Annotated in this window: 23 protein-coding genes; 19 read left to right on the top strand and 4 right to left on the bottom strand. The window is 57.0% G+C overall.

Translation table 11 applies throughout. The features are described from left to right. Positions 1-2: 2 nt before the first annotated feature. The 6 genes from murC to lpxC all read left to right on the top strand — a co-directional run bounded on the left by murC (position 3) and on the right by lpxC (position 7065). Entirely contained in the window at positions 3-1415 is a 1413-nt protein-coding gene (gene murC, locus OR573_10125) for a UDP-N-acetylmuramate--L-alanine ligase (GenBank protein ID XGA81721.1), read from the top strand. Positions 1416-1429: 14 nt separating this feature from the next. Next, positions 1430-2386 carry a D-alanine--D-alanine ligase gene (locus OR573_10120; GenBank protein ID XGA78870.1) on the top strand — a complete coding sequence of 319 codons (957 nt, stop codon included), beginning with the start codon at positions 1430-1432 and terminating at the stop codon, positions 2384-2386. Beyond that, positions 2373-3086, top strand: a complete 714-nt coding sequence (locus OR573_10115) for a cell division protein FtsQ/DivIB (GenBank protein ID XGA78869.1) — start codon at positions 2373-2375, stop codon at positions 3084-3086. The genes OR573_10120 and OR573_10115 overlap by 14 nt, the downstream gene beginning before the upstream one ends. Positions 3087-3455: 369 nt before the next feature. After that, positions 3456-4742 (top strand): cell division protein FtsA, encoded by a 1287-nt coding sequence (gene ftsA, locus OR573_10110; GenBank protein XGA78868.1) that lies wholly within the window; start codon positions 3456-3458, stop codon positions 4740-4742. Between the two features lie 34 nt (positions 4743-4776). Further along, positions 4777-5949 (top strand): cell division protein FtsZ, encoded by a 1173-nt coding sequence (gene ftsZ, locus OR573_10105; protein XGA78867.1) that lies wholly within the window; start codon positions 4777-4779, stop codon positions 5947-5949. A 204-nt stretch (positions 5950-6153) separates the two neighbouring features. Continuing rightward, positions 6154-7065, top strand: coding sequence for a UDP-3-O-acyl-N-acetylglucosamine deacetylase (lpxC, locus tag OR573_10100; GenBank protein ID XGA78866.1), 912 nt, complete (start codon positions 6154-6156; stop codon positions 7063-7065). Positions 7066-7140: 75 nt separating this feature from the next. Here lpxC and OR573_10095 read toward each other — a convergent pair whose 3' ends face one another. Continuing rightward, the gene (locus OR573_10095) at positions 7141-7599 is read right to left on the bottom strand and encodes a DciA family protein (protein XGA78865.1); all 459 of its coding nucleotides are present in this window, start codon (positions 7597-7599) and stop codon (positions 7141-7143) included. A 103-nt stretch (positions 7600-7702) separates the two neighbouring features. Between OR573_10095 and OR573_10090 the strand changes: the two genes are divergently transcribed. From OR573_10090 to OR573_10075, 4 genes are read left to right on the top strand one after another with little or no spacing between them, the layout of a single operon-like run. Then, complete coding sequence (locus OR573_10090; GenBank protein XGA78864.1) at positions 7703-8074, top strand: hypothetical protein; 372 nt, start codon at positions 7703-7705, stop codon at positions 8072-8074. Positions 8075-8133: 59 nt separating this feature from the next. Further along, on the top strand, positions 8134-10881 hold the full coding sequence (secA, locus tag OR573_10085) for a preprotein translocase subunit SecA (protein ID XGA78863.1): 2748 nt from the start codon (positions 8134-8136) through the stop codon (positions 10879-10881). A 37-nt stretch (positions 10882-10918) separates the two neighbouring features. Continuing rightward, entirely contained in the window at positions 10919-12148 is a 1230-nt protein-coding gene (gene argJ / locus OR573_10080; protein XGA78862.1) for a bifunctional glutamate N-acetyltransferase/amino-acid acetyltransferase ArgJ, read from the top strand. Positions 12149-12190: 42 nt separating this feature from the next. Next, a complete protein-coding gene (locus OR573_10075; protein XGA78861.1) occupies positions 12191-13147 on the top strand; it encodes a Nudix family hydrolase in 957 nt (318 codons plus the stop codon). A 27-nt stretch (positions 13148-13174) separates the two neighbouring features. Here the strand turns inward: OR573_10075 and OR573_10070 are convergent, their stop codons facing one another. Beyond that, complete coding sequence (locus tag OR573_10070; protein ID XGA81720.1) at positions 13175-14065, bottom strand: carbon-nitrogen hydrolase; 891 nt, start codon at positions 14063-14065, stop codon at positions 13175-13177. A gap of 83 nt (positions 14066-14148) precedes the next feature. Then, entirely contained in the window at positions 14149-15177 is a 1029-nt protein-coding gene (locus OR573_10065) for an agmatine deiminase family protein (GenBank protein XGA81719.1), read from the bottom strand. A gap of 241 nt (positions 15178-15418) precedes the next feature. Here OR573_10065 and OR573_10060 point away from each other — a divergent pair, with 241 nt between their 5' ends. Both OR573_10060 and OR573_10055 read left to right on the top strand, forming a co-directional pair. Next, positions 15419-16660: a lipoprotein-releasing ABC transporter permease subunit gene (locus OR573_10060; GenBank protein XGA78860.1), complete on the top strand. Its 1242-nt coding sequence runs from the start codon at positions 15419-15421 to the stop codon at positions 16658-16660. Between the two features lie 10 nt (positions 16661-16670). Further along, complete coding sequence (locus OR573_10055) at positions 16671-17384, top strand: ATP-binding cassette domain-containing protein (GenBank protein XGA78859.1); 714 nt, start codon at positions 16671-16673, stop codon at positions 17382-17384. A gap of 5 nt (positions 17385-17389) precedes the next feature. Here OR573_10055 and OR573_10050 read toward each other — a convergent pair whose 3' ends face one another. Further along, on the bottom strand, positions 17390-17947 hold the full coding sequence (locus OR573_10050) for a DUF2062 domain-containing protein (protein ID XGA78858.1): 558 nt from the start codon (positions 17945-17947) through the stop codon (positions 17390-17392). Between the two features lie 139 nt (positions 17948-18086). Between OR573_10050 and OR573_10045 the strand changes: the two genes are divergently transcribed. The 7 genes from OR573_10045 to murB are packed head-to-tail and all read left to right on the top strand — an operon-like array spanning position 18087 to position 25702. Beyond that, entirely contained in the window at positions 18087-20366 is a 2280-nt protein-coding gene (locus tag OR573_10045; protein XGA78857.1) for a DNA internalization-related competence protein ComEC/Rec2, read from the top strand. A 52-nt stretch (positions 20367-20418) separates the two neighbouring features. Next, complete coding sequence (msbA, locus tag OR573_10040; protein ID XGA78856.1) at positions 20419-22182, top strand: lipid A export permease/ATP-binding protein MsbA; 1764 nt, start codon at positions 20419-20421, stop codon at positions 22180-22182. Next, the gene (lpxK, locus tag OR573_10035; protein ID XGA78855.1) at positions 22182-23207 is read left to right on the top strand and encodes a tetraacyldisaccharide 4'-kinase; all 1026 of its coding nucleotides are present in this window, start codon (positions 22182-22184) and stop codon (positions 23205-23207) included. The genes msbA and lpxK overlap by 1 nt, the downstream gene beginning before the upstream one ends. After that, on the top strand, positions 23200-23409 hold the full coding sequence (locus OR573_10030; protein XGA78854.1) for a Trm112 family protein: 210 nt from the start codon (positions 23200-23202) through the stop codon (positions 23407-23409). Before lpxK ends, OR573_10030 begins: the two co-directional genes overlap by 8 nt. A gap of 48 nt (positions 23410-23457) precedes the next feature. Beyond that, on the top strand, positions 23458-24234 hold the full coding sequence (gene kdsB, locus OR573_10025) for a 3-deoxy-manno-octulosonate cytidylyltransferase (protein XGA81718.1): 777 nt from the start codon (positions 23458-23460) through the stop codon (positions 24232-24234). Further along, complete coding sequence (locus tag OR573_10020) at positions 24231-24695, top strand: low molecular weight phosphotyrosine protein phosphatase (GenBank protein ID XGA78853.1); 465 nt, start codon at positions 24231-24233, stop codon at positions 24693-24695. The genes kdsB and OR573_10020 overlap by 4 nt, the downstream gene beginning before the upstream one ends. Continuing rightward, on the top strand, positions 24692-25702 hold the full coding sequence (gene murB, locus OR573_10015; GenBank protein ID XGA78852.1) for a UDP-N-acetylmuramate dehydrogenase: 1011 nt from the start codon (positions 24692-24694) through the stop codon (positions 25700-25702). The genes OR573_10020 and murB overlap by 4 nt, the downstream gene beginning before the upstream one ends. Positions 25703-25706 lie beyond the last annotated feature (4 nt).

Genomic DNA, 25706 nt, shown 5'->3' with positions numbered 1-25706 from the left:
GCATGCGACGTATCCGGCGAATCCATTTCGTCGGAATTGGTGGTGCAGGGATGTGTGGCATTGCCGAAGTGCTGGCCAATCAGGGCTATCAGGTCAGCGGTAGCGATCTGAAAGTCTCTCCCGTGGTGGAGCGTTTGCGTGACTGCGGAGTAACGGTGGCGATTGGCCATGCGCAGGATAACGTGGTGGGGGCTGACGTTGTGGTGGTATCAAGCGCCATTGATGCCACCAACCCGGAAATCCACTGGGCCTACGAGCACCGCGTACCCGTCGTCAGGCGGGCAGAAATGCTGGCAGAGTTGATGCGCTTTCGCCATGGTATTGCCGTGGCCGGTACTCACGGCAAAACCACCACCACCAGTATAACTGCGACCCTGCTGGCTGAAGGTGGGCTTGACCCGACCTTTGTGATTGGCGGCAAGTTAACCAGCGCAGGCACCAATGCCCGGCTGGGCGAGGGTGATTATCTGGTGGCAGAAGCCGATGAGTCGGATGCTTCATTTCTGCATCTGCAGCCTTTGGTATCGATTGTCACCAATATTGATGCTGATCATATGGCGACCTATGGAGGCGATTTCGAGCGCCTGAAAACCACCTTTATCGAATTTCTGCACAACCTGCCGTTTTATGGTCTGGCGGTGCTATGTCTGGATGATAGTCATGTACGTGAGCTGTGTGATCAGGTTAAACGCCAGTTTGTTACCTATGGGTTTGCTGCTGACGCTGACTATCGCATCACTGATTTTACCCAGCATCAGGGTGACGTCACCTTTACGGCGTTACGCCCCGGTAATGCTTCCCCCCTGAAGGTACGCCTGGCCATGCCGGGTAAGCACAACGCCTTGAATGCCATGGCGGCCATCGTGGTTGCCACCGATGCTGGCGTGAGTGATGCGGCGATTTTACGTGGGCTGGAAAATTTTGCCGGGGTAGGGCGGCGCTTTCAGGTGCACGGTCATTTTGCTCTACCCGGACAGGGCGGAGACGTCATGCTGGTGGATGATTATGGTCACCATCCCCGTGAAGTTGATATGGTCATTCAGGCCGTCAGGGCCGGTTGGCCTGATCGACGTCTGGTGATGCTCTACCAGCCCCACCGCTACACGCGTACGCGGGATCTCTATGAAGACTTTGTACGCGTTCTATCGAAGGTCGATACCTTGGTGCTGCTGGACGTCTACAGTGCGGGAGAAAACGTTATCCCCGGCGCTGAAGGGCGTTCACTGGCAGGGTCGATTCGTCAGCGCGGTGAAATTGATCCGCTATTTGTCGAAAGCAAGCAGGAGCTGCCGGGTATCTTGCAGAATGTATTACGTCCGGGTGATATTTTGATAACCCAGGGAGCGGGGGACATAGGCGGTATTGCCCAGTCGCTTGCTCAGGCACAGTTAATGCTTGATGAGGTGTCATTTTGAGCAGTCGTTCAGCTATGCAAAAAGCCAGTGCGTCAGCAGCAGATGCACAGGGAAACAGTGTTGTTGTTGTCTATGGTGGCACATCAGCAGAGCGGGATGTCTCGCTGAAAAGCGGCCAGGCGGTTCTTGCGGCACTGCTGCGTCAGGGAATTGACGCTGTGGGCTATGACCCTTGTGAAGCTGGGCTGACAGGCCTTGAACGACTGGCTCCTGAGCAGGTATTTATCGCCCTGCATGGGCGCGGTGGAGAAGATGGCTGCCTGCAGGGAGCGCTTGAGCTGCTGGGTATCCGTTATACCGGCAGCGGCGTCCTGGCGTCTGCACTCGGAATGGACAAGCAGCGCACCAAGCAGGTCTGGCAGGCCCTGGGGTTACCCACCCCGGAGAGCGTTATTCTCAGTGGATCAAGTGACTGGCAGAGTGTCGTTGAACAGCTAGGGTTGCCGCTGATCGTCAAGCCTGTACATGAAGGTTCTACCTTGGGGATTACCATCGTAAATTCCCGCGACGAGCTGGTATCTGCCTACCATGAAGCGGCACGTTTTGATGCCCAGGTTATGGCTGAGCGGTTTGTGGTCGGTGATGAATACACGGTGGCGCTGTTAGGTGAACAGGTACTGCCAGCCATTCGCGTTGAGGTGCCTGGGGGCTTCTATGATTACGAGGCCAAGTACCTCTCCAATACCACCCAGTACCATCTGCCCTGTGGCCTTTCAGGCGAAGACGAACAAGCCTTGGCTGAGCTTTGCCAACAGGCGTTTGCCGCTATTGGCGGCAGCGGTTGGGGGCGTGTTGACGTGATGCGCGATGCCGATGGCCAGTTCTGGCTGCTGGAAGTCAACACCGTCCCCGGCATGACCGATCATAGCCTGGTTCCTCAGGCAGCTGCCCATGCAGGTATCGGGTTTGATCAGCTGGTGGTGGAAATTCTCGCCACGGCTGGTTGGCAGGGTGATCATGAAGCGGCGTAGCAGTTGGCTAGGCCTGGCTTTATTGGTGTTGCTGCTGGTTGCGGGCGGGCGAGCGCTATGGTTATGGCTTGATCGGCCGATTGAGCGCGTCTCCATTCGCGGAGACTGGGATTATGTCAACGCTGACTACCTGCGCACCCAGCTGGCTCCTTTGGTGAATAACACGACCTGGCTGTCTGCGGACCTTGGCAAATTGCGCGATGATGCACTGGATATTGGTTGGCTGTATGAAGTCCGACTATCCAGAGAGTGGCCTGATACCCTGGTGTTTGAACTGGTCGAACAGCGTCCCGTGGCCCGTTGGAATGACCGCTATTTGCTCAATGAACAGGGTGTTCCCTTCGTTTTTGCGCCAATGGCGGCACCAGATGGGCTACCTGATCTGAGTGGCCCGGAAGGCAGTAGTCAGGAGGTGCTGAGTTATTACCAGAACCTTCTGCCGGAATTTGCCTCGCTGGCGCTTTCGCTGAATCAGTTAAGGCTGGAGCCGCGTGGCGCCTGGCGTCTGCAGTTTGATAATGATATGTGGGTGATGTTGGGGCGTCAGCAGCATGAGATCCGCCTTGCCCGGCTGATGTCGTCGTGGCAACGCGAATTAAAACGCTTTAAGGGAGATATCCGTTATATTGACCTGCGTTACCCCAATGGCGTGGCTGTCTCCTGGCATGGCGATGAAGATTACGAGAGATTGGCGCAGTAAGGGGTCTCTGCGATTAGTTTCGACTTGGTTGATGAGTATCCGCTATATTGAGATTAGCAATAAAGCAATTGAGGCTTTAAATTATTTGTCTAGAGACGTATCGTAAAAAAAGCGTCAAACATACAAAAAAATCACTTCTTTACTTTAGTTTTCTTGTATTGATCCATTGATCTTATAGTATGGAAGGTTGGAAAATAGTGCTATGGTCAGTGGATGTTGATCGTGGCAGCTTTTATTTCTGTATCAGTGCGATGCCAGCAGCAACTAGTGATAGCGTTTCTGTCACACATTAGCTTTTTAGCATTGTTCAGACAGGCACTGTTTGTTTAATTTTCTCATCTAGCCACTACCAAGGAGATTTCCCGACTCATGGCAGGTACACCTAACGCAACAGATATGGTGGTCGGGCTGGACATTGGTACGTCCAAGGTGGTGGCTATTGTTGGCCAGCCTACCGATGACGGCAGTATCGAAATTGTAGGTATTGGGGCCCATCCATCACGCGGTATGAAACGCGGTGTGGTGATTAACATCGAATCCACGGTGCAATCCATTCAGCGCGCAGTGGAAGAAGCCGAGTTAATGGCCGGCTGTGAGATTCATTCTGTTTATGTTGGGGTTGCGGGAAGCCATATAAGCTCAATGAATTCAGATGGTGTGGTCGCCATCAAGGAGCGCGAAGTTACCTCTTCCGATATTGATCGGGTGATTGACTCAGCGCGTGCCCGGGCCATATCGGAAGGTCAGCGGGTGCTGCATGTTCTGCCACAGGAATTTGCCATTGATAACCAAGGCGGCATTCGTGAACCACTGGGTATGTCCGGTGTCAGGTTAGAGGCGCAGGTTCATCTGGTGACAGCCGCCCTCAATGCGGTTCAGAATATCGAGAAATGCGTGCGACGCTGCGGTCTTGAAGTGGATGCCATCATCCTTGAGCAGCTTGCCTCAAGCATGGCAGTGTTGACAGAAGATGAACGCGAGCTGGGTGTGTGTATGGTGGATATCGGTGGCGGTACCACTGATATGGCCATTTTTACTGAAGGCGCCATCCGCCACACGGCGGTCATACCCATTGCCGGGGATCAGGTGACCAACGATATTGCCATGGCGTTGCGTACACCGACCCAGCATGCAGAAGAAATCAAGGTCAAGTATGCCTGTGCACTCACGCAGCTGGCGTCCTGCGATGAAATGATCAAGGTGCCGAGTGTGGGCGACCGGCCAGCGCGTGATCTGTCACGTCAATCCTTGGCTGAAGTTGTCGAGCCGCGTTACGAAGAGTTGTTTACGCTGGTACGTGATGAGCTGCGTCGCAGTGGTTATGAAGATATGGTAGCCGCAGGAATTGTGCTGACAGGTGGCACTTCACGGATGGAAGGGGTAAGCGAACTTGCCGAAGAAATTTTTCATATGCCGGTGAGAATTGCTTCCCCACAAAATGTTAAAGGTTTATCTGACGTAGTGCGTAACCCGATTTATGCAACAGGAGTCGGTTTATTGCACTATGCTTTGCAAGAGGCGCGTCATGGCCAACGCCATGGCGGCGCAAGCGGTGGCATACCGACAGCACGGCGCCATAGTAGCTCGCGGCACGAACTGACAATCGATGTATCACCGCTGGCAAAAATCAAGGGCTGGTTCAAAGGAAATTTCTGACAGGACCGTATATACGGTTCAGGAGACGGGGCTTATGTTCGAATTGGTAGATAGCGCACCCTCGAGCAGTGCGGTCATAAAAGTTGTTGGTGTTGGCGGCGGCGGCGGCAATGCAGTTAACCACATGGTGGAAAGCAGCATTGAAGGCGTGGAATTTATTTGTGCCAACACGGATGCCCAAGCGTTGAAACGCGTCTCCGCTAAAACAGTCCTGCAGTTGGGCAGTGAGATCACCAAGGGGCTGGGCGCTGGCGCCAATCCTGATGTAGGTCGTCAGGCAGCCATGGAAGACCGTGACCGCATCGCTGAACTGCTTGATGGGGCCGATATGGTCTTTATTACCGCCGGGATGGGTGGTGGAACCGGTACGGGCGGAGCGCCTGTGGTGGCTCAGGTAGCCAAGGAACTGGGAATTCTTACCGTTGCTGTGGTTACTCGTCCATTCCCGTTTGAAGGCCCCAAACGAATGCGCGCTGCAGAAGAGGGCATGAAAGAGCTCTCCGAACACGTTGATTCACTGATCACTATTCCCAATGAAAAGCTGCTGTCGGTGCTTGGCAAGAATGCCACCTTGCTGACGGCCTTCAGTGCTGCCAACGATGTTCTGCTAGGCGCCGTTCAAGGGATTGCCGAACTGATTACCAGCCCGGGTATCATCAACGTCGACTTTGCAGACGTACGCACCGTCATGTCTGAAATGGGCATGGCAATGATGGGCACCGGCGGGGCAACCGGCGAAAACCGTGCCAGGGAAGCCGCTGAGAAAGCTATCCGCAGCCCGCTGCTGGAAGATATCGACCTGCACGGTGCCCGCGGTATCCTAGTTAATATTACCGCAGGCCCTGACCTTTCCATCGGTGAATTCAATGATGTGGGCGCGACTGTTCAGGAGTTTGCTTCTCAGGAAGCTACTATTGTTGTGGGTACCTCGATTGATATGGAAATGACCGACGAGTTGCGGGTGACAGTCGTTGCTGCCGGTCTGGATAACAATAAGGCCAAGGCGCCGCCCGCGCGGGAAGCCGTTCGGCGCACGGCTGCAGATGCGGCAGATTACCGCAAGCTTCAGCAGCCGACTGTGATGCGTCAACAGCAGGCAGCGCGGGCTGAAGCGCCAGAGCAAAGGCCTCGTGCTGAAAAGCGCCGTGCGCCTGAGGCTGATGACTATCTGGATATTCCCGCTTTCCTGCGCCGCCAGGCCGATTAAGCTTTAACATTAGTGTCACGGAGGCAGCAAACGTCGTTTTCAATTAGTTAAAACGTACGTTTGCTGCTAAAATGAACGCTGTTCGATTACTGTTGCCTAAGCTATATTCCTCGTCATCTGGTCTTCATGATCAACCTTTCATACCGCAGCAGTCCTTCATCAATCATCTGTCTTTCATAAATAATTAGAGTATGACCACTGCCCATGATCAAACAACGCACCCTGCAAAACGTTATTCGTGCCACTGGAGTCGGCCTGCACTCCGGTAAAAAAGTCAACATGGCGTTGCGTCCTGCCCCCGTCGATACGGGAATTATCTTTGTCAGAACGGATCTTGATCCTGTTGTTGAAGTCCCGGCACGTGCTGATCTTGTGGAAGACACCATGCTGTGTACGGCGCTTTCCTTCAAAGGCGTCAAGGTAGCGACCGTTGAGCACCTGATGTCTGCCCTGGCAGGGCTGGGTATCGATAATGCCTATATTGATGTCAGTGCGCCCGAAGTGCCGATCATGGATGGCAGTGCCAGCCCCTTTGTATTTCTTATTCAGTCTGCAGGCATCATGGAGCAGCCAGCTGCCAAGAAATTCATGCGCATCAAGCGCCCGGTATCTGTGGTTGAAGGTGACAAGGAAGCCCACTTCCTGCCTCACCAGGGCTTTAAGGTGTCGTTTTCCATCGATTTTGATCATCCCGTCTTTGATCAGCAGAATCAGACAACACGGATTGATTTCTCTACCACGTCTTTTGTAAAAGAGGTGTCCCGAGCGCGTACTTTCGGCTTCATGCGTGATATTGAATTCCTGCGTTCCAACAATCTGGCGCTGGGTGGAAGTCTTGAAAACGCCATTGTTGTTGATGACTACCGCATCGTCAACGAGGGCGGTCTGCGCTATGACGATGAGTTCGTCAAACACAAGGTGCTGGATGCCATCGGCGATCTTTACCAGTTGGGCTATAGCCTGATTGGTGAGTTTCGTGGGGTTAAATCGGGCCATGCGCTGAATAATCAGCTATGTCGCGAATTGCTGGCTCAGCCCGATGCCTACGAAATCATCACTTTTGAAGAAGCATCGTCAGTGGCGCCAATTTCCTATTCGGCCCCAGCGATGGCGTAGTAAAGTAACATGCGGGTGAATTGATGTAAGAGATTGTGGCTGATTATTTTCTGAAGCACCGCTAATGCGGTGCTTCTAGCGTTTTCTGGCATGCGATGCCAGCCTGCTCAAGGCACCTTTCAACGCAGGGTCGCTGGTTTCCTCTGCGCAGGCTGCCAAGGTGTCGGCGGCATTTATTGAAAGCTTGCGGGTATTGCGTTCCGGTACCTTGGCGGGATGAACCGGCCTTACCTTGAAGGTCAAGGCGGTGACGCCTTCAAACCCTGGTAGCTGGTGTAGAAGCGTTAACAGACGCTGTTGTTCAAAGCGCAACCAGGTTACCCAACTGGCCTGGCTGCTGATGATGGTCAATTTTCCCTGGCGAAATCCGCCCACGAAAACGTGAGCGCGCATCTCTTCTGGCAGATGAGCCCTTAAGTGGCGCTGCGCCTGATCAATCAGGCGAGACTGACGAATCAGCAGGCTGGCACCGCTGCGCTGTTCGAGGAGTTTCCCGATGGGCTGTGCTCGCGAACGCTTAACCTTTATACTCATGCGCTTAGCTCTTCGGCGAACCCTCAAGTGGGCGTTGGGGGAGAAAGGATGATGTTTGCCGCTTAAAAATAAAGCCTAACACGCTCAGGAGTTTAGCCACAGTATGTCTTTGCCATCTTTATCGCGACCTATACCCGTGCGCCGTTTACGTCGCCACGGAGTGGCGCGATGGTGGCTGGCAGGTCTCTTGGTGGGATGTCTGTTGCCTGCCAACTTGTCCCCGGTGGATGTCATGCGCAGCGGCGAGCGCAGCGCCTGTGTGGTGTTTTTTGTGCCCGCCGTGCTGCGAGCTCAGTCGCGCCATATTGCCTGGGTGCGGCGGGTTTACCAGCGCTGGTTGGGAAGTTCGCCACCTAGCGGAGATATCCAACAGGCGCGTGCAAAAAGGCCAGGCGCAATCATTGTGTGGCTGGTGGCGGCTCAAGATGTTTTTACCCGTCGTGGCCCACCGCCCGGTTGGCGTCGGAAAACATGACCCTGGTAACCTCATTTTTATTAGGCTCCTTGAGCTAAGCTACGTCAATTGGACTGTTCATGATTAATAATTTATTGCGCAAGGTGGTCGGTTCGAAAAACGACCGTGAAGTTAAACGAATGCATAAAAGCGTTCAGCATATCAATGCCTTCGAAGCCGAGCTTGAAGGGTTGGATGATGCGCAACTGCAGGAAAAAACGCCCCAGCTACGCCAGCGCCTGAATGACGGCGAACCGCTGGACAGCTTACTGCCAACCGCATTTGCCGTAGTCCGCGAAGCCAGTAAGCGCGTCATGGGGATGCGTCATTTTGATGTGCAGATGGTGGGCGGCATGACGCTGCACCGTGGGCGCATCGCGGAAATGAAGACCGGCGAAGGTAAAACCCTGGTGGCGACCCTGGCAGTGTACCTCAATGCCTTGCCTGCCAAGGGCGTACACGTCGTGACTGTGAACGATTACCTGGCCCGCCGTGATGCCGAGTGGATGCGGCCCTTGTATGAATTTCTGGGGCTTTCTGTCGGGGTGATCTTTGCTGGCCAGACCAGCACCGAAAAACGCCACGCCTATCAGTGCGATATTACCTATGGCACCAACAACGAATTTGGCTTTGACTACCTGCGCGACAATATGGCCTTCTCGCTGGATGACAAGGTTCAGCGCGGTCTGCATTACGCGATTGTCGATGAAGTTGACTCCATCCTGATTGACGAAGCGCGCACACCGCTGATCATTTCAGGTGCTGTGGATGAAAACACCGACCTGTATGGCGTCGTCAACCGCCTTGCCCAGCATTTGGAAGCCGGTGAGGAAATGGAGGATGAAGAGTCAACGGTAACGGGTGACTTCCTGCTGGATGAAAAACAGAAACAGGTCGAGTTGACTGAGCAGGGTCATAACAAGGTTGAGGAGCTGATGCGCTCGGAAGGGCTGCTCGGTGAAGACGAATCCCTGTATGCGGCCCAGAACCTTAATCTGTTGCAGCATATGCATTCTGCGCTGCGGGCCAGGCATCTTTACCACCGCGATGTTGATTATATCGTCAACGAAGGGCAGGTGGTTATCGTTGATGAGCACACGGGTCGCTCCATGCCCGGGCGCCGTTGGTCTGAAGGCTTACACCAGGCCGTTGAGGCGAAGGAAGGCGTCACTGTCCAGCGTGAAAGCCAGACGTTGGCGTCAACCACCTTCCAGAATTATTTCCGCCTGTATGAGAAACTGGCTGGTATGACGGGTACGGCCGATACCGAAGCCTTTGAGTTCCGCCAGATTTACGGTCTGGACGTGATCGTGATCCCGACCAACCGTCCGCTGGTACGTAAAGATCTTAACGATCTGGTGTTCTTGAGCGCTGAAGAAAAGTTTGAAGCCATCATCAAGGACGTCAAGGCAGAAACCGAAGCCGGCCGTCCTGTGCTGGTGGGTACCGCTTCGATTGAAACTTCGGAATACCTCGCAGGCCTGATGCGTGAAGCAAAGCTCGACTTCAACGTGCTTAACGCCAAACAGCACCAGAGTGAAGCCGAGATTATCTCCCAGGCGGGCCGCCCGGGGGCAATTACAATTGCCACCAATATGGCCGGACGCGGCACCGACATCATGCTGGGCGGTAACTGGGAAGCCGAAGCCGCCAGGCTTGAAAACCCTTCTGAGGCTGAGATAGAAGCGCTTAAAGCTGAGTGGCAGAAGCGCCACGATGCCGTGCTGGATGCCGGTGGCTTGCACGTTGTCGGTTCTGAGCGTCACGAATCGCGGCGTATCGATAATCAGCTGCGCGGCCGTGCAGGCCGTCAGGGTGATCCGGGGTCAACGCGCTTTTTCCTGTCGCTGGAAGACAGTCTGATGCGATTGTTCGGCTCTGATCGGGTCAAGCGCCTGATGCAGGCATTGGGTCTTGAGCGCGGCGAGGCCATTGAGCATAAAATGGTTTCCAACGCCGTCGAACGGGCGCAGAAAAAGGTCGAAGGGCGCAACTTTGATATTCGTAAGCAGCTGCTTGAGTATGACGATGTAGCCAATGACCAGCGTCGCGTTATCTACGAGCAGCGCAACGAGATTCTCGCTGCTGACGAAGTGGCCGAGGCGGTCGCCGGCATTCGTGAAGAGGTGATGGACGAAGCGGTCAGCCAGTTCGTGCCACCTCAGAGTCTGGCGGAACAGTGGGATCTGCCTGGCCTTGAGGTCCACCTCAAGACCGAATTCAATCTTGACGCGCCCGTCGTGGCGTGGGCCAAGGAAGATCAGCGCTTCAGTGAAGAAAAGCTCCGCGAGCGTCTGCAGACCATGCATCAGGAAGCCTACGCTGCCAAGGTGGAAGCCGCAGGTGAAAGCCTGATCCGGCGCTTTGAAAAGCAGGTCATGCTGCAAGTGCTGGATACCCGCTGGAAAGAACACCTGCAGTCCATGGATCATCTGCGTCGCGGTATTCACCTGCGCGGCTATGCGCAAAAGAACCCCAAGCAGGAATACAAGCGTGAATCCTTCGAACTGTTCCAAAACCTGCTGACTAATATCAAGGCGGATGTCACCCGTATCCTGAGCCATGTGCAGGTGCGCCAGCCAGAAGAAGTCGATGCGCTAGAGCAGCAGCGGCGTGAGGCGCTGGCCCGTGAACAGGCCTCAGCCGCCAGCCGTCACGATGAGCCCACAGAGGCTCAGGCGCCAGAGGCCGAAGGAAATGAAGCGCCTGTGCCACCAGGTGCTGATGGCCGTCCGGTGCGCCGTGAAGGCCCCAAGGTCGGGCGTAATGACCCTTGCCCATGTGGGTCCGGAAAAAAATACAAGCAGTGCTGCGGAAAACTCGATTAGTCAGCGTTGAGACCATCAAAGGTGGAGGATAATCAGCATGGCAGTAGGAAACGTGCCTTTTCCGGCCATGCCCCGGATTGAAGGGGTAAGCCTGGGTAGTGCCATGGCAGGCATTAAAAAAGCCGATCGTCGCGATCTGGTGGTGATCGAATTGCCAGAAACCGCGACGATGGCAGGGGTGTTTACGCTTAACGCCTTCTGTGCGGCACCGGTGCATGTGGCCAAATCACACCTTGGCCAGTGCCTTGAAAAGCATCAGGCACCGCGTTACTGGCTGATCAATACCGGTAATGCCAATGCCGGGACGGGTGAGCAGGGGATGGAGGATACCAAACGCTGCTGTGCTGCCCTGGCTGACGCCGCCGGGGTGCCGATGGAAAGCGTCCTGCCTTTTTCGACGGGAGTGATCGGTGAACACTTGCCAATGGACAAGCTGCTTGACGGTATTCCTGCGGCTTTTGCGGCGCGCCATGATCAGGCGGATGCCTGGGAGCAGGCCGGTGAAGGTATCCTGACCACGGATACGCGCCCCAAAGGTGCCAGTATCGTGGTGGATATCGGCGATCAGCAAGTGACCATCAACGGTATTGCCAAAGGCTCCGGGATGATTCGCCCCAATATGGCCACCATGCTGGGGTTTGTGGTGACCGATGCGCGCATTGAACAGCCGCTTCTGGCGCAGTTGCTGCGCGAGACCACCGACCGCTCGTTCAATTGCATTACCATCGATAGCGATACCTCAACCAATGACGCCTGCATGCTGGCGGCGACCGGGCAGGGTGCCGTAGTGGCAAGCCAGGATGAGATTGCCATTTTCCGCAATGGCCTGCAGCGGGTCATGACCGAGCTTGCCCAGGCGATCGTACGTGATGGCGAAGGCGCAACCAAGTTTGTCACCTTGCAGGTGGAAGGTGCCTGTTCACGTCAGGAAGCACTGGATGTCGCTTTCACGGTGGCTCACTCGCCGCTGGTCAAAACGGCCCTGTATGCCTCTGATGCCAACTGGGGGCGGATTCTGGCCGCGGTTGGCCGGGCGCCGGTGGAGGCATTGGATGTGAACCGTGTCGTCATTGAGCTGGATGAGGTCAGACTGGTGGAGCAGGGTGGCCGTGCGGCAAGCTACACCGAAGCGGCAGGGAGTGCGGTGATGGCCCGCGAGGAAATCACGATAAGGATTGATCTTGATCGCGGAGAAGAGAGCGCCACTGTCTGGACGACAGACCTCTCGCATGATTATGTATCGATTAACGCCGATTATCGCAGCTAGCCTTGACGCTGGCAGGTGAGCAAAACAGTGGGTACTGACGCAATGAGTGTAATGGTAAAAAGACGGGTGCATGTCGCTGCGGCAGCAATTATCAGCGCTGACCAACAACAGGTGCTGATTGCGCGTCGGCCCTCCAATGTGGATCAAGGGGGGCTCTGGGAGTTTCCCGGTGGCAAGCTCGCACCCTACGAGACAGGTCTGGAAGGGCTCAAGCGTGAATTGCACGAAGAGCTGGGGGTGGAAATCAGAAACGCCCAGCCATTGATTCGTGTTCATCACGAATACCCCGACAAGCATATCCTGCTGGATGTCTGGCAGGTTCATGAGTTTTCCGGTGAACCCTTTGGCCGCGAAGGTCAGGCAGTGCGCTGGGTGCCGATGAACGAATTGGCAAACTACCCCTTTCCGGCCGCGAATCTACCGATCCTGCGCGCCGTCATGCTGCCCACCGAGTATCTGATTACCGCTGAGGAAGACGACGAGGCGCGCTTTGATGCCCGCTTGGAACGTGCCCTGCGCGAAGATAACATTCGCCTCGTGCAGCTGCGTGCCAAACAGCTGGAAAGGTCGGCCTATGTGGCACGTGCCCAGCGCGCTTTGGCGCTGTGCAAGCGTCATGGGGCGCGCCTTCTGTTGAACGGTGAGCCTGACCTGCTGCAGGAAGTGGATGCAGACGGCATTCATCTGACCAGCGCGCGCTTGATGAACCTTGAACGTCGCCCGATTGCAGAAAACCAGTGGCTATCTGCTTCGACCCATGATCAGGCGCAGCTTAGCCAGGCCGCTGTACTGGGCTGTGATTTCGTTACCCTGTCACCACTGCGCACCACGCCGTCACATCCGGAAGTGCCGCCCATGGGCTGGCATGATTTCCAGCAGCTGGTGGAGCGCGCCGGTATGCCGGTATTTGCCCTGGGGGGCATGACGCGCTTTGATGCGCATCACGCCCGTGCGGTAGGTGCCCAGGGCATTGCGTCTATTCGCGATTTCTGGAAGTAGATCAACGCTGCCTTGTACGGTGCTTGATCAATCCCGGTAGCGGCGCGTCAGGTCAGCATAGGCCTCGACGCGCCGATCGCGCAGGTAAGGCCAGATACGCCGGGTATTTTCGCCGCGCGCCATATCCAGAGTGACCAGCAAGTTTTCGGCGTCTTCACCACCGTGGGCTAACAGCTCGCCCTGAGGCCCGCAGGCAAAGCTGCCACCCCAGAACTGAATGCCGCTGCCGACGTTAGAAAGGTCGGCTTCAAAACCGACACGATTGGCAACCAGCACCGGCACACCGTTAGCCACCCCATGGGCGCGTTGGATCAGGGTCCAAGCATCTTTCTGGCGAGCCTGTTCAGCGCCATCATCGTTTGGGTCCCAGCCGATAGCCGTCGGGTAAAGCAGTATTTCCGCACCTGCCAGCGCCATCAGTCGCGCGGCTTCCGGGTACCATTGATCCCAGCATACCAGAACGCCCAGGCGCCCCACTGAGGTGTCAATCGGGCTGAAGCCACTGGCGCGTGCCGGGTCGTGATCTCCGGGAGTGAAGTAAAATTTCTCATAGAAACCCGGGTCGTCAGGGATGTGCATCTTGCGATAATGGCCCACTCGACCCTGAGAGCGGTCATATACTACCGCCGTATTGTGGTAGAGGCCGGCCGCGCGACGTTCAAAAATCGAGCCGACCAGAACGATATCCAGGGTGCGGGCCAGGTATGCCAGATGTTCGCCTGTCGGGCCATCCAGGGGCTCGGCAAGGTCAAACAGAGCCGGGTCTTCGTACTGGCAGAAATAGTGAGTGGCATGCAGTTCCTGCAATACCACCAGTTCAGCGCCTTGCTGGGCGAGGTCGCGAATAGCGGCTTCGCTCGCCGCCAGGCTGCGGGCTTTGTCGGGCCAGGCATGTTGTTGAACGATGCCCACTGTCAGTGTTTTTTCCAGCATACTGTCTCCCGTCCTGAATAAAATCATGTCTGGATGATTTGGCAATCGAGGCGTCGCTTGATGCCATCTCAGCGTAGAAGCGTTCCCTTGGGTAGCTGCATGGTCAGGCAATGCAGGCTGCCGTGTTGGCGGATCACGCTGGTGCAGTCAATCGGAATGAGTTGGTGGCTTGGAAAGGCGCGGCCCAGCGCTTCCAGTGCGCACCTATCAGCCGGGTCGCCATAGATCGGCACCAGGACAGCCTGATTGATGATCAGGAAGTTGGCATAGGTGGCAGGCAGGCGCCGTCCATCGTCCGGTGCGTAGCAGGGGGCAGGCCAGGGCAGCGGAATCAGGCGGTAAGGTTGGCCGTCACGCTGGCGGAAAGCCTGCAGCTCGGCTTGCATGGCAGCTAACGCCGGATAATGTGGGTCATCCGGATCATCGCATTGCACGTAGGCGATCGTGTCGGGCGAACAGAAACGCGCCAGGGTATCGATATGGCTGTCGGTGTCATCACCTTCCAGGTAGCCGTTCTTGAGCCACAGAAACCGCTCTATGCCCAGATCCTGGGCAAGCTGTGTTTCAACGTCCGCGCGGGAAAGGTTCGGATTACGGTTGGGGTTGAGTAAGCAGGCTTCGGTGGTCAGTAAGGTGCCTTCCCCGTCGGTTTCAATCCCGCCGCCTTCCAGCACCAGGTCGCGGGTTTCAATCGGGCATGCCCAGCACTGCGCCGCATCCAGCTGGCGGGTTAGCTGATTATCCAAAGATGCCGGAAACTTGCCGCCCCAGCCGGTAAAGGTATAGTCGAGCAGCTTCAGTTCACCCGCTGAATTGGCAACGCTGATGGGGCCATGGTCACGTGCCCAGGTGTCATCGCTGGCACTGACCTGCAGCTGAATCTGCTGGCTGGCGACCGCGTAGCCGCTGAATAGCTGGGCGAGGCGCTGACGGGTTGCCTCATCAGGCACGCAGATAAGTACCCGCTGATAACGGGCGGTCGCCAGCACAATACGCTCCAGAGTTGCCTCGATGCGTTCCAGCAGCGGCGCCCAGTCGCCATCCTTGCGCGGCCAGGTAAGTTGAATGGCGTCCTGAGGCGCCCATTCGGGCAGCATGTGAAAAAGTGTATTCGACAACCTGGGGCCTCTTGGGTAGGGGGCGTTAAGTAACAGCGTCTATTTGCGCCGCGCAATGTAGGGTGGTGATGCGCAAGTTGCAAGCCTTTTGCAGCATTCACCGCGTGAAAACCAAGGCAAGGGAACACCGCGCCTGTTTGACGTTCCAAACAAGCCGCCAACCCTGTGCAGCCAGAATGAAAAACCGTACCATGACCGCTCGCTAATAAGGAATCATGCCATGCTTGATCGTTTGCCTTTTCTGGTGGGCTTGCGCTATGTCCGCGCAAAACGCCGAAATCATTTTATTTCATTTATCTCAATGACCTCCATGCTTGGCTTGATGCTGGGTGTTGCCGTGCTCATCCTGGTGCTGTCGGTGATGAATGGCTTTGATCACGAGCTGCGCACACGCATTCTGGGCATGGTGCCTCACACCAAGATCGAGGCCCGCAACGGCTTAGTGGAGTGGGAAGCCCTGGCCAATCAGCTGATTGAGCGCGAGCGGGTGATAGGGGCTGCCCCCTATGTGGAGCAGCAGGGCATGTTTTCGGTGGGTGGTCGCAATCAGGGGGCCATGGTCAACGGTATTCATCCCGAATGGGAAGACCGAGTGTCGATCATCGGGAATCATATGCAGCAAGGCAGCCTTGGCGACCTTGAGGCAGGTGAGTGGCATATTGTACTGGGCTCCATGCTGGCGCGTCAGCTGGGTGTCGGTGTGGGTGATCGTGTGACCCTGCTGGTGCCGGAAGCTTCTATTACGCCAGCGGGGGTTTTTCCACGTCTGAAGCGCTTTACCGTCAGCGGCATTTTCAGCGTCGGCGCCGAGTTGGATGCCAGCCTGGCCTATGCCCACATTGACGACATGCAGACGCTGGCCCGTATGGGTAACGCTGTGGGTGGCCTGCGCCTTGAGCTTGATGACCTGTTTGCCTCCGGGCAGGAAACCCAGGCGATTCTCAATACCCTGGGGCCTGAATACCAGGGCCGCGACTGGACGTTTTCACACGGTAACCTGTTCCAGGCTATCCAGATGGAAAAACGCATGATTGCCCTGCTGCTGACCGTGATCGTCGCGGTGGCGGCGTTCAATATTGTGTCGACCCTGGTCATGGTCGTGACCGACAAACGTGCTGACATTGCCATCCTGCGCACCATAGGCGCCACCCCAGGCTCTATCATGGGCATCTTTATTGTTCAGGGTCTGGCGATCGGGATCATCGGGATTGCTGTCGGCGTTGGTGTTGGTGTCTTGTTGGCATTGACCATAGCGGATCTGATTGGTTGGGCCGAATCAGTCTTGGGTATCCAGTTCCTGGATGCGGGCGTCTATTTCATCAGCGATCTGCCCTCACGCCTTTTGTGGAGCGATGTAGGTAATATCGTTGCCGCTGCTTTCGGGCTGACCTTCCTGTCGACCCTTTATCCCGCCTGGCGCGCAGCCCGCGTGCAGCCCGCAGATGTATTGCGCTATGAGTAAGGATACCGCTATGTCGAACGAATCTATGCCAAGTCAGCCGTCTGCGCCTGTAATGCTGGTGTGTGAAGGTATTTCCCGGGTGTATAGCGAAGGCCCGCGTGACCTGACCGTGTTGGACAAGCTGTCGCTTAGCGTGCATGCAGGCGAGCGTGTGGCTATTGTGGGGAGCTCCGGCTCAGGCAAAACCACCCTGTTGAACCTGATGGGGGGGCTGGATCGTCCCACTGCAGGTAGCATCACCATTGCCGGTGAGTCGCTGGCTGGCTTGGGAGAGGCCGCCATGGGGCGCTTTCGCAACCGCTATATCGGCTTTGTCTATCAGTTTCACCATTTGCTGGCGGAATTTACCGCCGTGGAAAACGCCGCCTTGCCGTTGATCATTCGCGGCCAGCGCAAGCGTGATGCTGAAAAACGCGCGTTGGCGCTGCTCACCAGAGTGGGTATGGCCGAGCGTGGCGACCATAAACCGGGCGAGCTGTCAGGGGGGGAGCGTCAGCGGGTGGCGATTGCCAGAGCGCTGGTCACTGACCCGAGTCTGGTGTTAATGGATGAACCAACCGGTAACCTTGATCAGCAGACCGCCTCGACCATTCTGGAACTGATGGATGAGCTGGCCAGGGAAAGTGCCTGTGCCTTTGTGATTGTCACCCACGACCGCGACCTGGCCGCCCATCAGGATAGGGTTCTACAGCTGGATAACGGCCAACTGGTGGTAAGCAGCTAGCGGTATCAGCGCTCATCATCAAACTGGGATTCCATCCTGGCTCGACGCAGCTGGCGCTTGACACGTCTCTGGCGCCAGTTGCGCGACACATTCCAGCGCCAGATCAGGCGAATGGCGATATTGGCAACAATGGCAAGTGTGACTGCACTGATCAGAGAGCCGAGAAACAGGGCAGGCATGATGTCCTGCATCTGCTCGGCGATCCAGCGGGTTGAGATACGTGACGGCGCCTCGCGCACCGGGGTGTCGAGGAAGAAGGCACCAATCACGTAATTGATGTAGAAAATCAGCGGCATGGTTAATGGGTTGGTTACCCATACCAGGCCGATGGAAAGTGCCAGGTTGCAGCGGGTCAGGCGTGCCCCCAGAGCGGCAATGACCATCTGAAAGGGAATCGGCAGCATGGCGCAGAACAGGCCAACGCTAAAGGCATTGGCAACGCTGCGGCGGGTCAGTAGCCATAGCCGAGTATCAGCCAGTAAAGGGGCCACCAGCCGTAAGGAACGCTGCCGCCGAAGGGTGTCGGGTTTTGGCATATAGCGATGTAAAAACCGACGCGGCATAGTCGATACTCTTGCCAGGTAAAAAGGCTATTATCCATATAGTATCAGCCTTCGGCTATGTAAACGCAGTAGGTTAGATAAACGCAAAGAAATATCAATACATTGAAGGTGTTGGCAAAGGCTCGCCAGGGAGGGCGACATGCGCACAGGCATAGCGCTTCCAGCGGCACTGGCCCTGTTTGGGGGCGTGCTGAGTGTTTCATTCGGGCTCGTGCAGCAATTTCCAGGGCTCTTCCTGGCGGTGTATCTGCTCGCGGGGCTGTGGATCGCCAACCGGTACTTTTCAGGCCTCCTGTTTTGGCTGCTATGGGGCATCCTGGTCGCCCTGCTGACGATTGAGCAAGGCCGTGCCTTACCGGCTGGCCTGAGCGGCAGCGATGTGAGCGTCGAGGCCCGGGTGCTCAACGTGAGCGATGATAACGGTGTGGTGCGCCTGACCCTGCGGCTACTTCACTGTGTTTCGCCGCCGGGGCAGCCAAGCTGTAAGGCGCTTGGCAAAGTGCGCGTCAGTGCTTACCAGGATACCCACTTTCAGCCTGGCGAGCGCTGGGAGATGACCCTGCGGTTGCGTCCACCTCGAGGTTTCAGCAATCCCGATACCTTTGATTATCAGGCCTGGCTGTGGCGTGAGCGTTTGCATGCCACCGGCTATGTGCGCCAGTCACCACCTCCCATCAGGCTGGCTGAATCGACGTTTTCGCTGCGCCGTCTGGGGCTTGAATACCTGGCCGAAAAACCTTTAGCGGAGCGCTCTCGACGCTGGCTGGCGGCGCTGACGCTGGGTGATAGCGATCAGCTGGAACGTCAGGACTGGGATCTGCTTAATCATAGTGGTACGACCCATCTGGTGGTGATTTCAGGGTTGCACGTGGGGCTGGTGGCGACCTTCAGCCTGCTCTTGGCAAGGCTTGCCGCCCGTGTGATAAGCCCCGGAAACTGGCGGTTACGCGCCTGGCCGTGGTGGGTGGCGGCCGCTTCAACCGTGGCGTATGCCACTCTGGCAGGGCTCGCGCCGCCAGCGCTGCGTGCCATGCTGATGGCGCTGGTGGGGCTATGGGTCGCCAGTGGGCGGCATGCGCCAGGCCCCTGGCAGGCATGGTGGTTGGCGGTTGCGCTGGTGATCATGTTTGATCCGCTGGCCGCCTGGCGACCAGGCTTCTGGCTGTCGTTTGTGGCCGTTGCCTGGTTGATCGTGATCTGGCACGGTCGGCCCCGCCCACGAGGGCTCAGAGGCTGGCTGTGGGCCTTGGTGCGTACCCAGCTTCTGTTGGCTCCCTTGATGGCGGGAGCGGTCTTGCTTGCCTTTGGCCGCCTGGCGCCGCTTGCCCCCTTGATCAATCTGCTGGCAGTTCCTTGGGTGAGCCTGGTGATGGTGCCCAGCGCCATGCTGGGCTGGTTGCTGATACCGGTTGCGCCTCTGTCTGAATTGAGCTGGTGGATATTTGAACAGGCCCTGACTCTGTTTCACGGGCTACTGACGCTCAACGTGGCGTATCTACCGCTGTGGGAACCTTCATCCAGCCATTATAAAACCCTGGGGGTAGGGTTTATATGGTTGGCGCTGTGTTGGGGGGTGCCAGCCACTTCCTGGATGCTGCGCGCCTTCGCTGTAGTGGCCGTGAGCCTGCTGGCAGTATGGCCGCGTGAAGGAAGCTGGCCAGAAGGCGCGCTAAGAGTCAGAGTAATGGACGTCGGCCAGGGTCAGCTGGTGGAATTACGCAGTCAACACCAGCGCATGCTGTATGATACTGGCCCGCGGTTTCGCTCCGGCTTTATGCCGTTGGATACCTTATGGCCTGACGGCCAGCGCTTTGATCAGGTAGTGGTTAGCCATGCTGACAACGATCATGCGGGCGGCATCAGCGCACTGCTCGATGGGCATAAGGTAATAGCCTGGTGGCTGCCTCAGGGAGAAGCACCGGATGTGTTGGCCATGCCTCCTCCTCGAACCTGTCATGCCGGGCGGGGATGGTCGATGGATGGCGTCGGCTATGACTATCTCTGGCCACCGCCCGGCGAGAATGAGCTGTCTGCCAACGACCGCTCCTGTGTGCTGCGTGTCACCGTGGGAGAGCATTCACTGTTGCTGACCGGCGATGTGGGAGTTGACGTCGAGCGACGCTTGCTGACGCTGCTGGATACTCCTGTCTCGGTGCTGGTGGCGGGCCATCATGGTAGTAATACCAGCTCCGGTGAGCAGTTTGTGCGCCGCACTCGGCCGCGTCATGTGGTGTTCAGCGCCGGTCGGGATAACGCCTTCGGGCATCCTACTCAGGCGGTGGTCAGGCGTTTTCGCCGTACGGGTAGCTGTCTGTGGAATACCGCCCATGATGGTGCTTTGACGCTTTGGTTGATCCCGGGGGAAACGCTTAAGGTCACACCGCAGCGCGCGTTGAGTGGCAAACGCCAGCGGTGTTGAAGTCCGCCCGGATCAGGTAGAATTTCGCTATATATAACGGTCAGGAGAGCATGTGACTGAATCTGGGTTATCCATCTATAAACGCTTGCTAAGCTATGTAAAACCGCATTGGCGAGCCTTCAGCCTGGCCATTTTAGGCTTTGTCATCTATGCCGCATCAAGCACGGCACTGGCTGAGTTGATGAAACGCCTGATTGACGGGATTCAGAACCCGGATGCCGCCTTTCGCGTCTTTCTGCCCATGTTTGTGATCATCATGTTTTCGGCCCGTGGCCTGGGCACCTTTCTGAGCACCTATTTCATGGCGTATGTGGGGCGCTATATCATCCATACCCTGCGCTGCGATGTGTTTGCCCACATGCTGCACCTGCCCGGCGTCTTCTTTGATCATCATTCAAGCGGGCACCTGGTGTCGCGGGTCACCTATCACGTTGAGCAGGTGGCAGGGGCGGCCACTAAATCAGTCACCATTCTGCTGCGTGAAGGGCTCTTTGTGATTGGGCTTCTGGGCTACCTGTTATGGACCAACTGGCTGTTGACCCTGCTGTTTATGGCGGTGACGCCGCTGATTGGCGTGGTGGTCAATTATGTCAGCAAGCGCTTCAGGCGTATCTCCAGGCGCATCCAGCATTCCATGGGCGATGTTACTCATGTGGCCTCTGAGGCCATCTCCGGGCACCGGGTGGTGCGCACCCACGGTGCTGAAAACTATGAGAAGCAGCGTTTTACCCGGGTCAGTGAAGAGAACCGTCGCCAGAGCATGAAGGAAGCCATGACCAAGGCCGCCAGTTCACCGGTGATCCTGATGCTGGTGGCCATTTCGATGGCCTTGCTGGTCTGGTTGGCCATGGCGCCAGCACTGCTCGACAACATGACGCCGGGCGAGTTTGTCGCCTTTATTACCGCTGCGGCGCTGATGGTCAAGCCGGTCAGGCAATTGACGGAAATCAACGGCGAGATACAGAAAGGCATAGCAGCAGCCAGCGAGCTGTTTGCCCTGCTCGATGAGCCGGCCGAAGTGGACGAAGGCAAACTGCTGCCGAAGCGTTTGCGTGGCGAGCTAGCCATTGAAGGGGTGCGTTTTCGCTATGCGCCTGAACAGCCCGACGTACTGCATGGCATTGACCTGCACATTGCCCCTGGGGAACTGGTGGCTCTGGTCGGGCGTTCAGGCAGCGGCAAGTCGACGCTGGTCAACCTGCTGCCGCGTTTTTACACCCCTACCGGCGGGCGGATTGCCATTGACGGCGTTGATATTGGTGATTATCAACTGAGCCCATTGCGCCATAACATCGCTATCGTGTCCCAGCAAATCACCCTGTTCAATACCAGCATTGCCGATAATATTGCCTACGGCGTGGATAATGCCGACCCTGCGGCCATTGAAGCCGCTGCAAAGGCGGCCCATGCCCATGAGTTTATCGAACAGCTCCCTGAGGGGTACCAGACCCGGGTGGGAGATAACGGCGTCATGCTGTCAGGTGGCCAACGCCAGCGCCTGGCGATTGCTCGGGCGATTTACAAGGACGCACCCATCCTGATTCTGGATGAAGCTACTTCGGCGCTGGATACCGAGTCCGAGCGCTATATCCAGCAGGCGCTGGAGCACGTCTGCCAGGGCAGAACCACCCTGGTGATTGCCCATCGCCTGTCAACCATCGAGCGGGCTGACCGCATTGTGGTGATGGAGCAGGGCCGGATCATCGAAGAAGGCACACACCTTGAACTGCTGACACAGAAAGGCGCCTATTCGGCACTTTATCGCCTGCAGTTTCAGGACGCGGGTGGCGAACCGCCAACAGGGAACGTGGTTTAATGAGCCTTTCACAGCGCTGGCTGCAAGCCGCTTATCAAGGCAGCCTTTGGCTGACGCCGTTACGCCCGCTGGGCGCCCTGTATGGCTGGGGGATGAAGCGCCGCTATCAGGCCTACGCGGGCGGTAAGCGTGACGTATGGCAAGCGCCGGTGCCCGTTATTGTGGTGGGCAATATCACCCTGGGTGGTACGGGCAAATCCCCCCTGGTGGCTTGGCTGGTGCGCTGGCTGAAAGACCAAGGCTATACGCCCGGGATTGTGGCCCGTGGCTATGGGGGAAAGGCTGCGCAGTATCCGCTCATTGTGAATGCAGATACCGACGTCACCCAAAGCGGCGATGAACCATTGATGCTGGCCCAACAGACAGGCGTGCCCGTAGTTGCCGACCCGCAACGGGCCAGAGGGGCGAGGCAGCTCATAGAGCTCGGCTGTGATGTTATTGTCAGCGACGATGGCCTGCAGCATCTGGCCCTGGGGCGGGATATTGAACTGGCTCTGGTGGATGGCCACTGGGGGCTGGGCAATCGGCGCTGTCTGCCAGCTGGGCCACTGCGTGAACCGGCCAGCCGTCTGGAGCAGGTGGATGCCGTTCTGGTGAATGGAGCGCCGTCACACCAGACATCGGGAAACGCCACGCTCATGCAACTGGTGCCCACTGCCTGGCGTCACCTGGCCAGTGGCGAACAGAAGCCACTGACGCCGTTGCCGTTCAACTTGCCTGTCAACGCCATTGCCGGCATTGGGCGGCCTGAGCGTTTTTTTGAGACGCTTGGCTCCTTGGGGGTTAACGGATGCTGGTATCCTTTTGATGATCACTATCCTTTTGAGGCGTCATCACTGCAGTTCACTGAGCAAGAGGCCGCTCGTCCGTTATTGATGACGGCAAAAGACGCCGTTAAATGTCGACATATTGCCCCGCCTGACAGCTGGGCCCTGGATGTGGAAGCCAGACTTCCACCTGAATTCGAGCGCTGGTTGGCCGAGCGGCTGGCCACGCTTTCTGCGAGGAGACGTACTGATGGATAAGCAACTGTTGGCGATGCTGGTTTGCCCGCTGTGCAAGGGTAAGCTCAAGTATGTACGTGAGTCCGGGGAGCTGCAGTGCCTTTATGATGGCCTGGCCTACCCAATTAAGGACGATATTCCGGTGATGTTGCCGGAAGAAGCCCGGGCAATGGACGCCGACGAAAAGCTGCCGACTTCTCCTGGCCGAACCGGGGAAAGCTGAATGGCTGGCTCACAAGCAACGGCATCGGCGGCTGAGGACATCGCTTCCATGCCTGAATTTATTGCCGTCGTGCCCGCCCGTTTTGGTTCCAGCCGCTTGCCGGGTAAACCGCTGCTGGAGATTGCCGAGGAACCCATGGTGGTTCACGTCTGGCGTCGCGCCTGTCAAAGCCAGGCCAGCCGGGTCGTGGTCGCCACTGACGATACGCGTATCCGTGAAGCGCTATTGCCCTATGGCGCCGAGGTGGTCATGACCGCGGCCGAGCACCCCTCTGGTACTGATCGTCTGGCCGAAGTCGCTGATACGCTGGCACTTGGCGATGATGCCCTGGTCGTCAATGTGCAGGGTGACGAGCCCTTGATCCCACCGGCCTTGATCAATCAGGTTGCCCAGCGGCTAGCGGATGATCCAGCGGCTTCCATCGCTACTCTGGCAGAGCCCATCACCGATATTGAGGCTTTGTTCAATCCTAATGTGGTCAAGGTCGTGCGCAGCCTGCAAGGTCGGGCGCTGTACTTTTCCCGAGCGCCAATTCCCTGGGATCGTGAGCATTTTGCTAGCCGCCCTGAGCTGCTGGAGACCGATGCCTGGCTCAGGCATATTGGAATCTATGCCTATCGGGCAGGCTTTCTGAAGGATTACCGTGATTATCCACCGGCGATGCTGGAGCAGCTGGAGCAACTTGAACAGCTGCGCGCGCTGCAGCAGGGCCATGCGATTCAGGTGGCGCTGGCCTGCGCGGTCAATCCACCTGGGGTTGATACGGCTGAGGATCTGGAGCGGGTGCGTCAGTTGATAAGCGCTGACAATCAGGAGGAAAAATGAAGGTACTATTTGTCTGTCTGGGCAATATCTGCCGCTCACCCAGCGCAGAAGGCGTGTTCAGAAAGGTGCTGAAAGCTCAGGGCTTGCAGGACAGGGTAGAGGTGGATTCCTGCGGTATTGGCGACTGGCATATAGGTAAGGCGCCGGACCCACGCGCTCAACAGGCCGCGCAGCGCAGGGGCATTGATATCAGCGGCCTGCGTGCCCGTCAGCTGAGTGAAGACGATTTTGCCGTGTTTGATGTCATTGTGGCGATGGATCATGACAACCTGAGCGCTATTCACGCCATGCAGCCTGAAGGTTATCAGGGCATGAGCTGTCTATTTTTGAGTTTTGCAGGCCAGCCGGATAGCGCCGTGCCTGACCCCTACTATGGGGGCGAGCAAGGCTTTGAAAACGTTCTGGATATGATTGAAGCTGCCTCAAACGGCCTGGTGCAGCATCTGCGGCTATCCCTATGAAGCCTTGTGATTGGCTGTCTGACGCGGATCTGAGCCTTGCCAATACTCTGCAACTGCCTGCTCGGGCGGCATACTTTTGCGCGCCTGCCACGCTTAACTCACTTCAGGACTGTCTTCGCCAGGCGCATCAGGAAGCACTGGCAATTCAGCTTTTGGGTGGAGGCAGTAATGTGTTGCTGCCTGAGTATCTGGAGGGGCTGGTTGTTCATCCGGCGCTGAAACAGTGGTGGCTGGAACCCCAGGGCGATACTCTGCTGGCTCATGTAGGCGCCGGGGTGAACTGGCACTCCTTGGTGATGGCGACGGTGGAGAAAGGTCTATGGGGCATTGAAAATCTGGCCTTGATTCCCGGCGATTGCGGTGCAGCGCCGGTGCAGAATATTGGCGCCTATGGGGTTGAACTGGCTGACGTACTCGAAGCCGTACAGGTGATGTACCTTGTGGATGGTCATCTGGCCTGGCTCACCGCTGAGGAGTGCGCCTTTGGCTATCGTGAGAGTGTTTTCAAGGCTGAACTGCTGGGTAAAGTGGTGATTACCCGGCTTGTATTGCGCCTTAAACGCCATGCTGCCCCAGTACTTGGCTATGGCGATCTGGCTCAGCGGCTGGGAGAAAGTCCGAGCAGCCTGGACGTGGCGAACGCAGTGTGTCAGGTGCGCAGTGAAAAACTCCCGGACCCAGCCCAGCTGGCCAACGCGGGCAGTTTTTTCAAAAACCCCCTGGTTAGCGCTGAACAGGCCAAGACGTTGCTGGAAGCATATCCGGCCATGCCGCATTTCACCCAGCAAAACGGTACCGTCAAGCTGGCGGCTGGATGGCTGATAGATCAATGTGGCCTGAAAGGCGCTCGTTTTGGTGCCTTTGGTGTGCATCACCGTCAGGCATTGGTGCTGGTACACTTTGGCGGTGGTAACAGGCCAGAACTGCTGGCCGTCGCCGAGCAGATAGCCGCTGACGTAAAGGCGCGTTTTGGCGTGTTACTGGAGATTGAGCCGCGTCTGCTCTGACCCT

It is taken from the genome of Halomonas sp. CH40, from assembly GCA_041875495.1.
GTDB lineage: Bacteria > Pseudomonadota > Gammaproteobacteria > Pseudomonadales > Halomonadaceae > Vreelandella.
The sequence above is the reverse complement of the archived record's forward strand: the minus strand, read 5'-3'. Positions and strand labels throughout refer to the sequence as shown.

What these genes read in the sequence shown, in the direction of transcription:
- murC (XGA81721.1), top strand. Translation starts at nt 3, where the DNA reads ATGCGACGTATCCGGCGAATCCATTTCGTCGGAATTGGTGGTGCAGGG.
- OR573_10120 (XGA78870.1), top strand. Translation starts at nt 1,430, where the DNA reads ATGCAAAAAGCCAGTGCGTCAGCAGCAGATGCACAGGGAAACAGTGTT.
- OR573_10115 (XGA78869.1), top strand. Translation starts at nt 2,373, where the DNA reads ATGAAGCGGCGTAGCAGTTGGCTAGGCCTGGCTTTATTGGTGTTGCTG.
- ftsA (XGA78868.1), top strand. Translation starts at nt 3,456, where the DNA reads ATGGCAGGTACACCTAACGCAACAGATATGGTGGTCGGGCTGGACATT.
- ftsZ (XGA78867.1), top strand. Translation starts at nt 4,777, where the DNA reads ATGTTCGAATTGGTAGATAGCGCACCCTCGAGCAGTGCGGTCATAAAA.
- lpxC (XGA78866.1), top strand. Translation starts at nt 6,154, where the DNA reads ATGATCAAACAACGCACCCTGCAAAACGTTATTCGTGCCACTGGAGTC.
- OR573_10095 (XGA78865.1), bottom strand. Translation starts at nt 7,599, where the DNA reads ATGAGTATAAAGGTTAAGCGTTCGCGAGCACAGCCCATCGGGAAACTC.
- OR573_10090 (XGA78864.1), top strand. Translation starts at nt 7,703, where the DNA reads ATGTCTTTGCCATCTTTATCGCGACCTATACCCGTGCGCCGTTTACGT.
- secA (XGA78863.1), top strand. Translation starts at nt 8,134, where the DNA reads ATGATTAATAATTTATTGCGCAAGGTGGTCGGTTCGAAAAACGACCGT.
- argJ (XGA78862.1), top strand. Translation starts at nt 10,919, where the DNA reads ATGGCAGTAGGAAACGTGCCTTTTCCGGCCATGCCCCGGATTGAAGGG.
- OR573_10075 (XGA78861.1), top strand. Translation starts at nt 12,191, where the DNA reads ATGAGTGTAATGGTAAAAAGACGGGTGCATGTCGCTGCGGCAGCAATT.
- OR573_10065 (XGA81719.1), bottom strand. Translation starts at nt 15,177, where the DNA reads ATGCTGCCCGAATGGGCGCCTCAGGACGCCATTCAACTTACCTGGCCG.
- OR573_10060 (XGA78860.1), top strand. Translation starts at nt 15,419, where the DNA reads ATGCTTGATCGTTTGCCTTTTCTGGTGGGCTTGCGCTATGTCCGCGCA.
- OR573_10055 (XGA78859.1), top strand. Translation starts at nt 16,671, where the DNA reads ATGTCGAACGAATCTATGCCAAGTCAGCCGTCTGCGCCTGTAATGCTG.
- OR573_10050 (XGA78858.1), bottom strand. Translation starts at nt 17,947, where the DNA reads ATGCCGCGTCGGTTTTTACATCGCTATATGCCAAAACCCGACACCCTT.
- OR573_10045 (XGA78857.1), top strand. Translation starts at nt 18,087, where the DNA reads ATGCGCACAGGCATAGCGCTTCCAGCGGCACTGGCCCTGTTTGGGGGC.
- lpxK (XGA78855.1), top strand. Translation starts at nt 22,182, where the DNA reads ATGAGCCTTTCACAGCGCTGGCTGCAAGCCGCTTATCAAGGCAGCCTT.
- OR573_10030 (XGA78854.1), top strand. Translation starts at nt 23,200, where the DNA reads ATGGATAAGCAACTGTTGGCGATGCTGGTTTGCCCGCTGTGCAAGGGT.
- kdsB (XGA81718.1), top strand. Translation starts at nt 23,458, where the DNA reads ATGCCTGAATTTATTGCCGTCGTGCCCGCCCGTTTTGGTTCCAGCCGC.
- OR573_10020 (XGA78853.1), top strand. Translation starts at nt 24,231, where the DNA reads ATGAAGGTACTATTTGTCTGTCTGGGCAATATCTGCCGCTCACCCAGC.
- murB (XGA78852.1), top strand. Translation starts at nt 24,692, where the DNA reads ATGAAGCCTTGTGATTGGCTGTCTGACGCGGATCTGAGCCTTGCCAAT.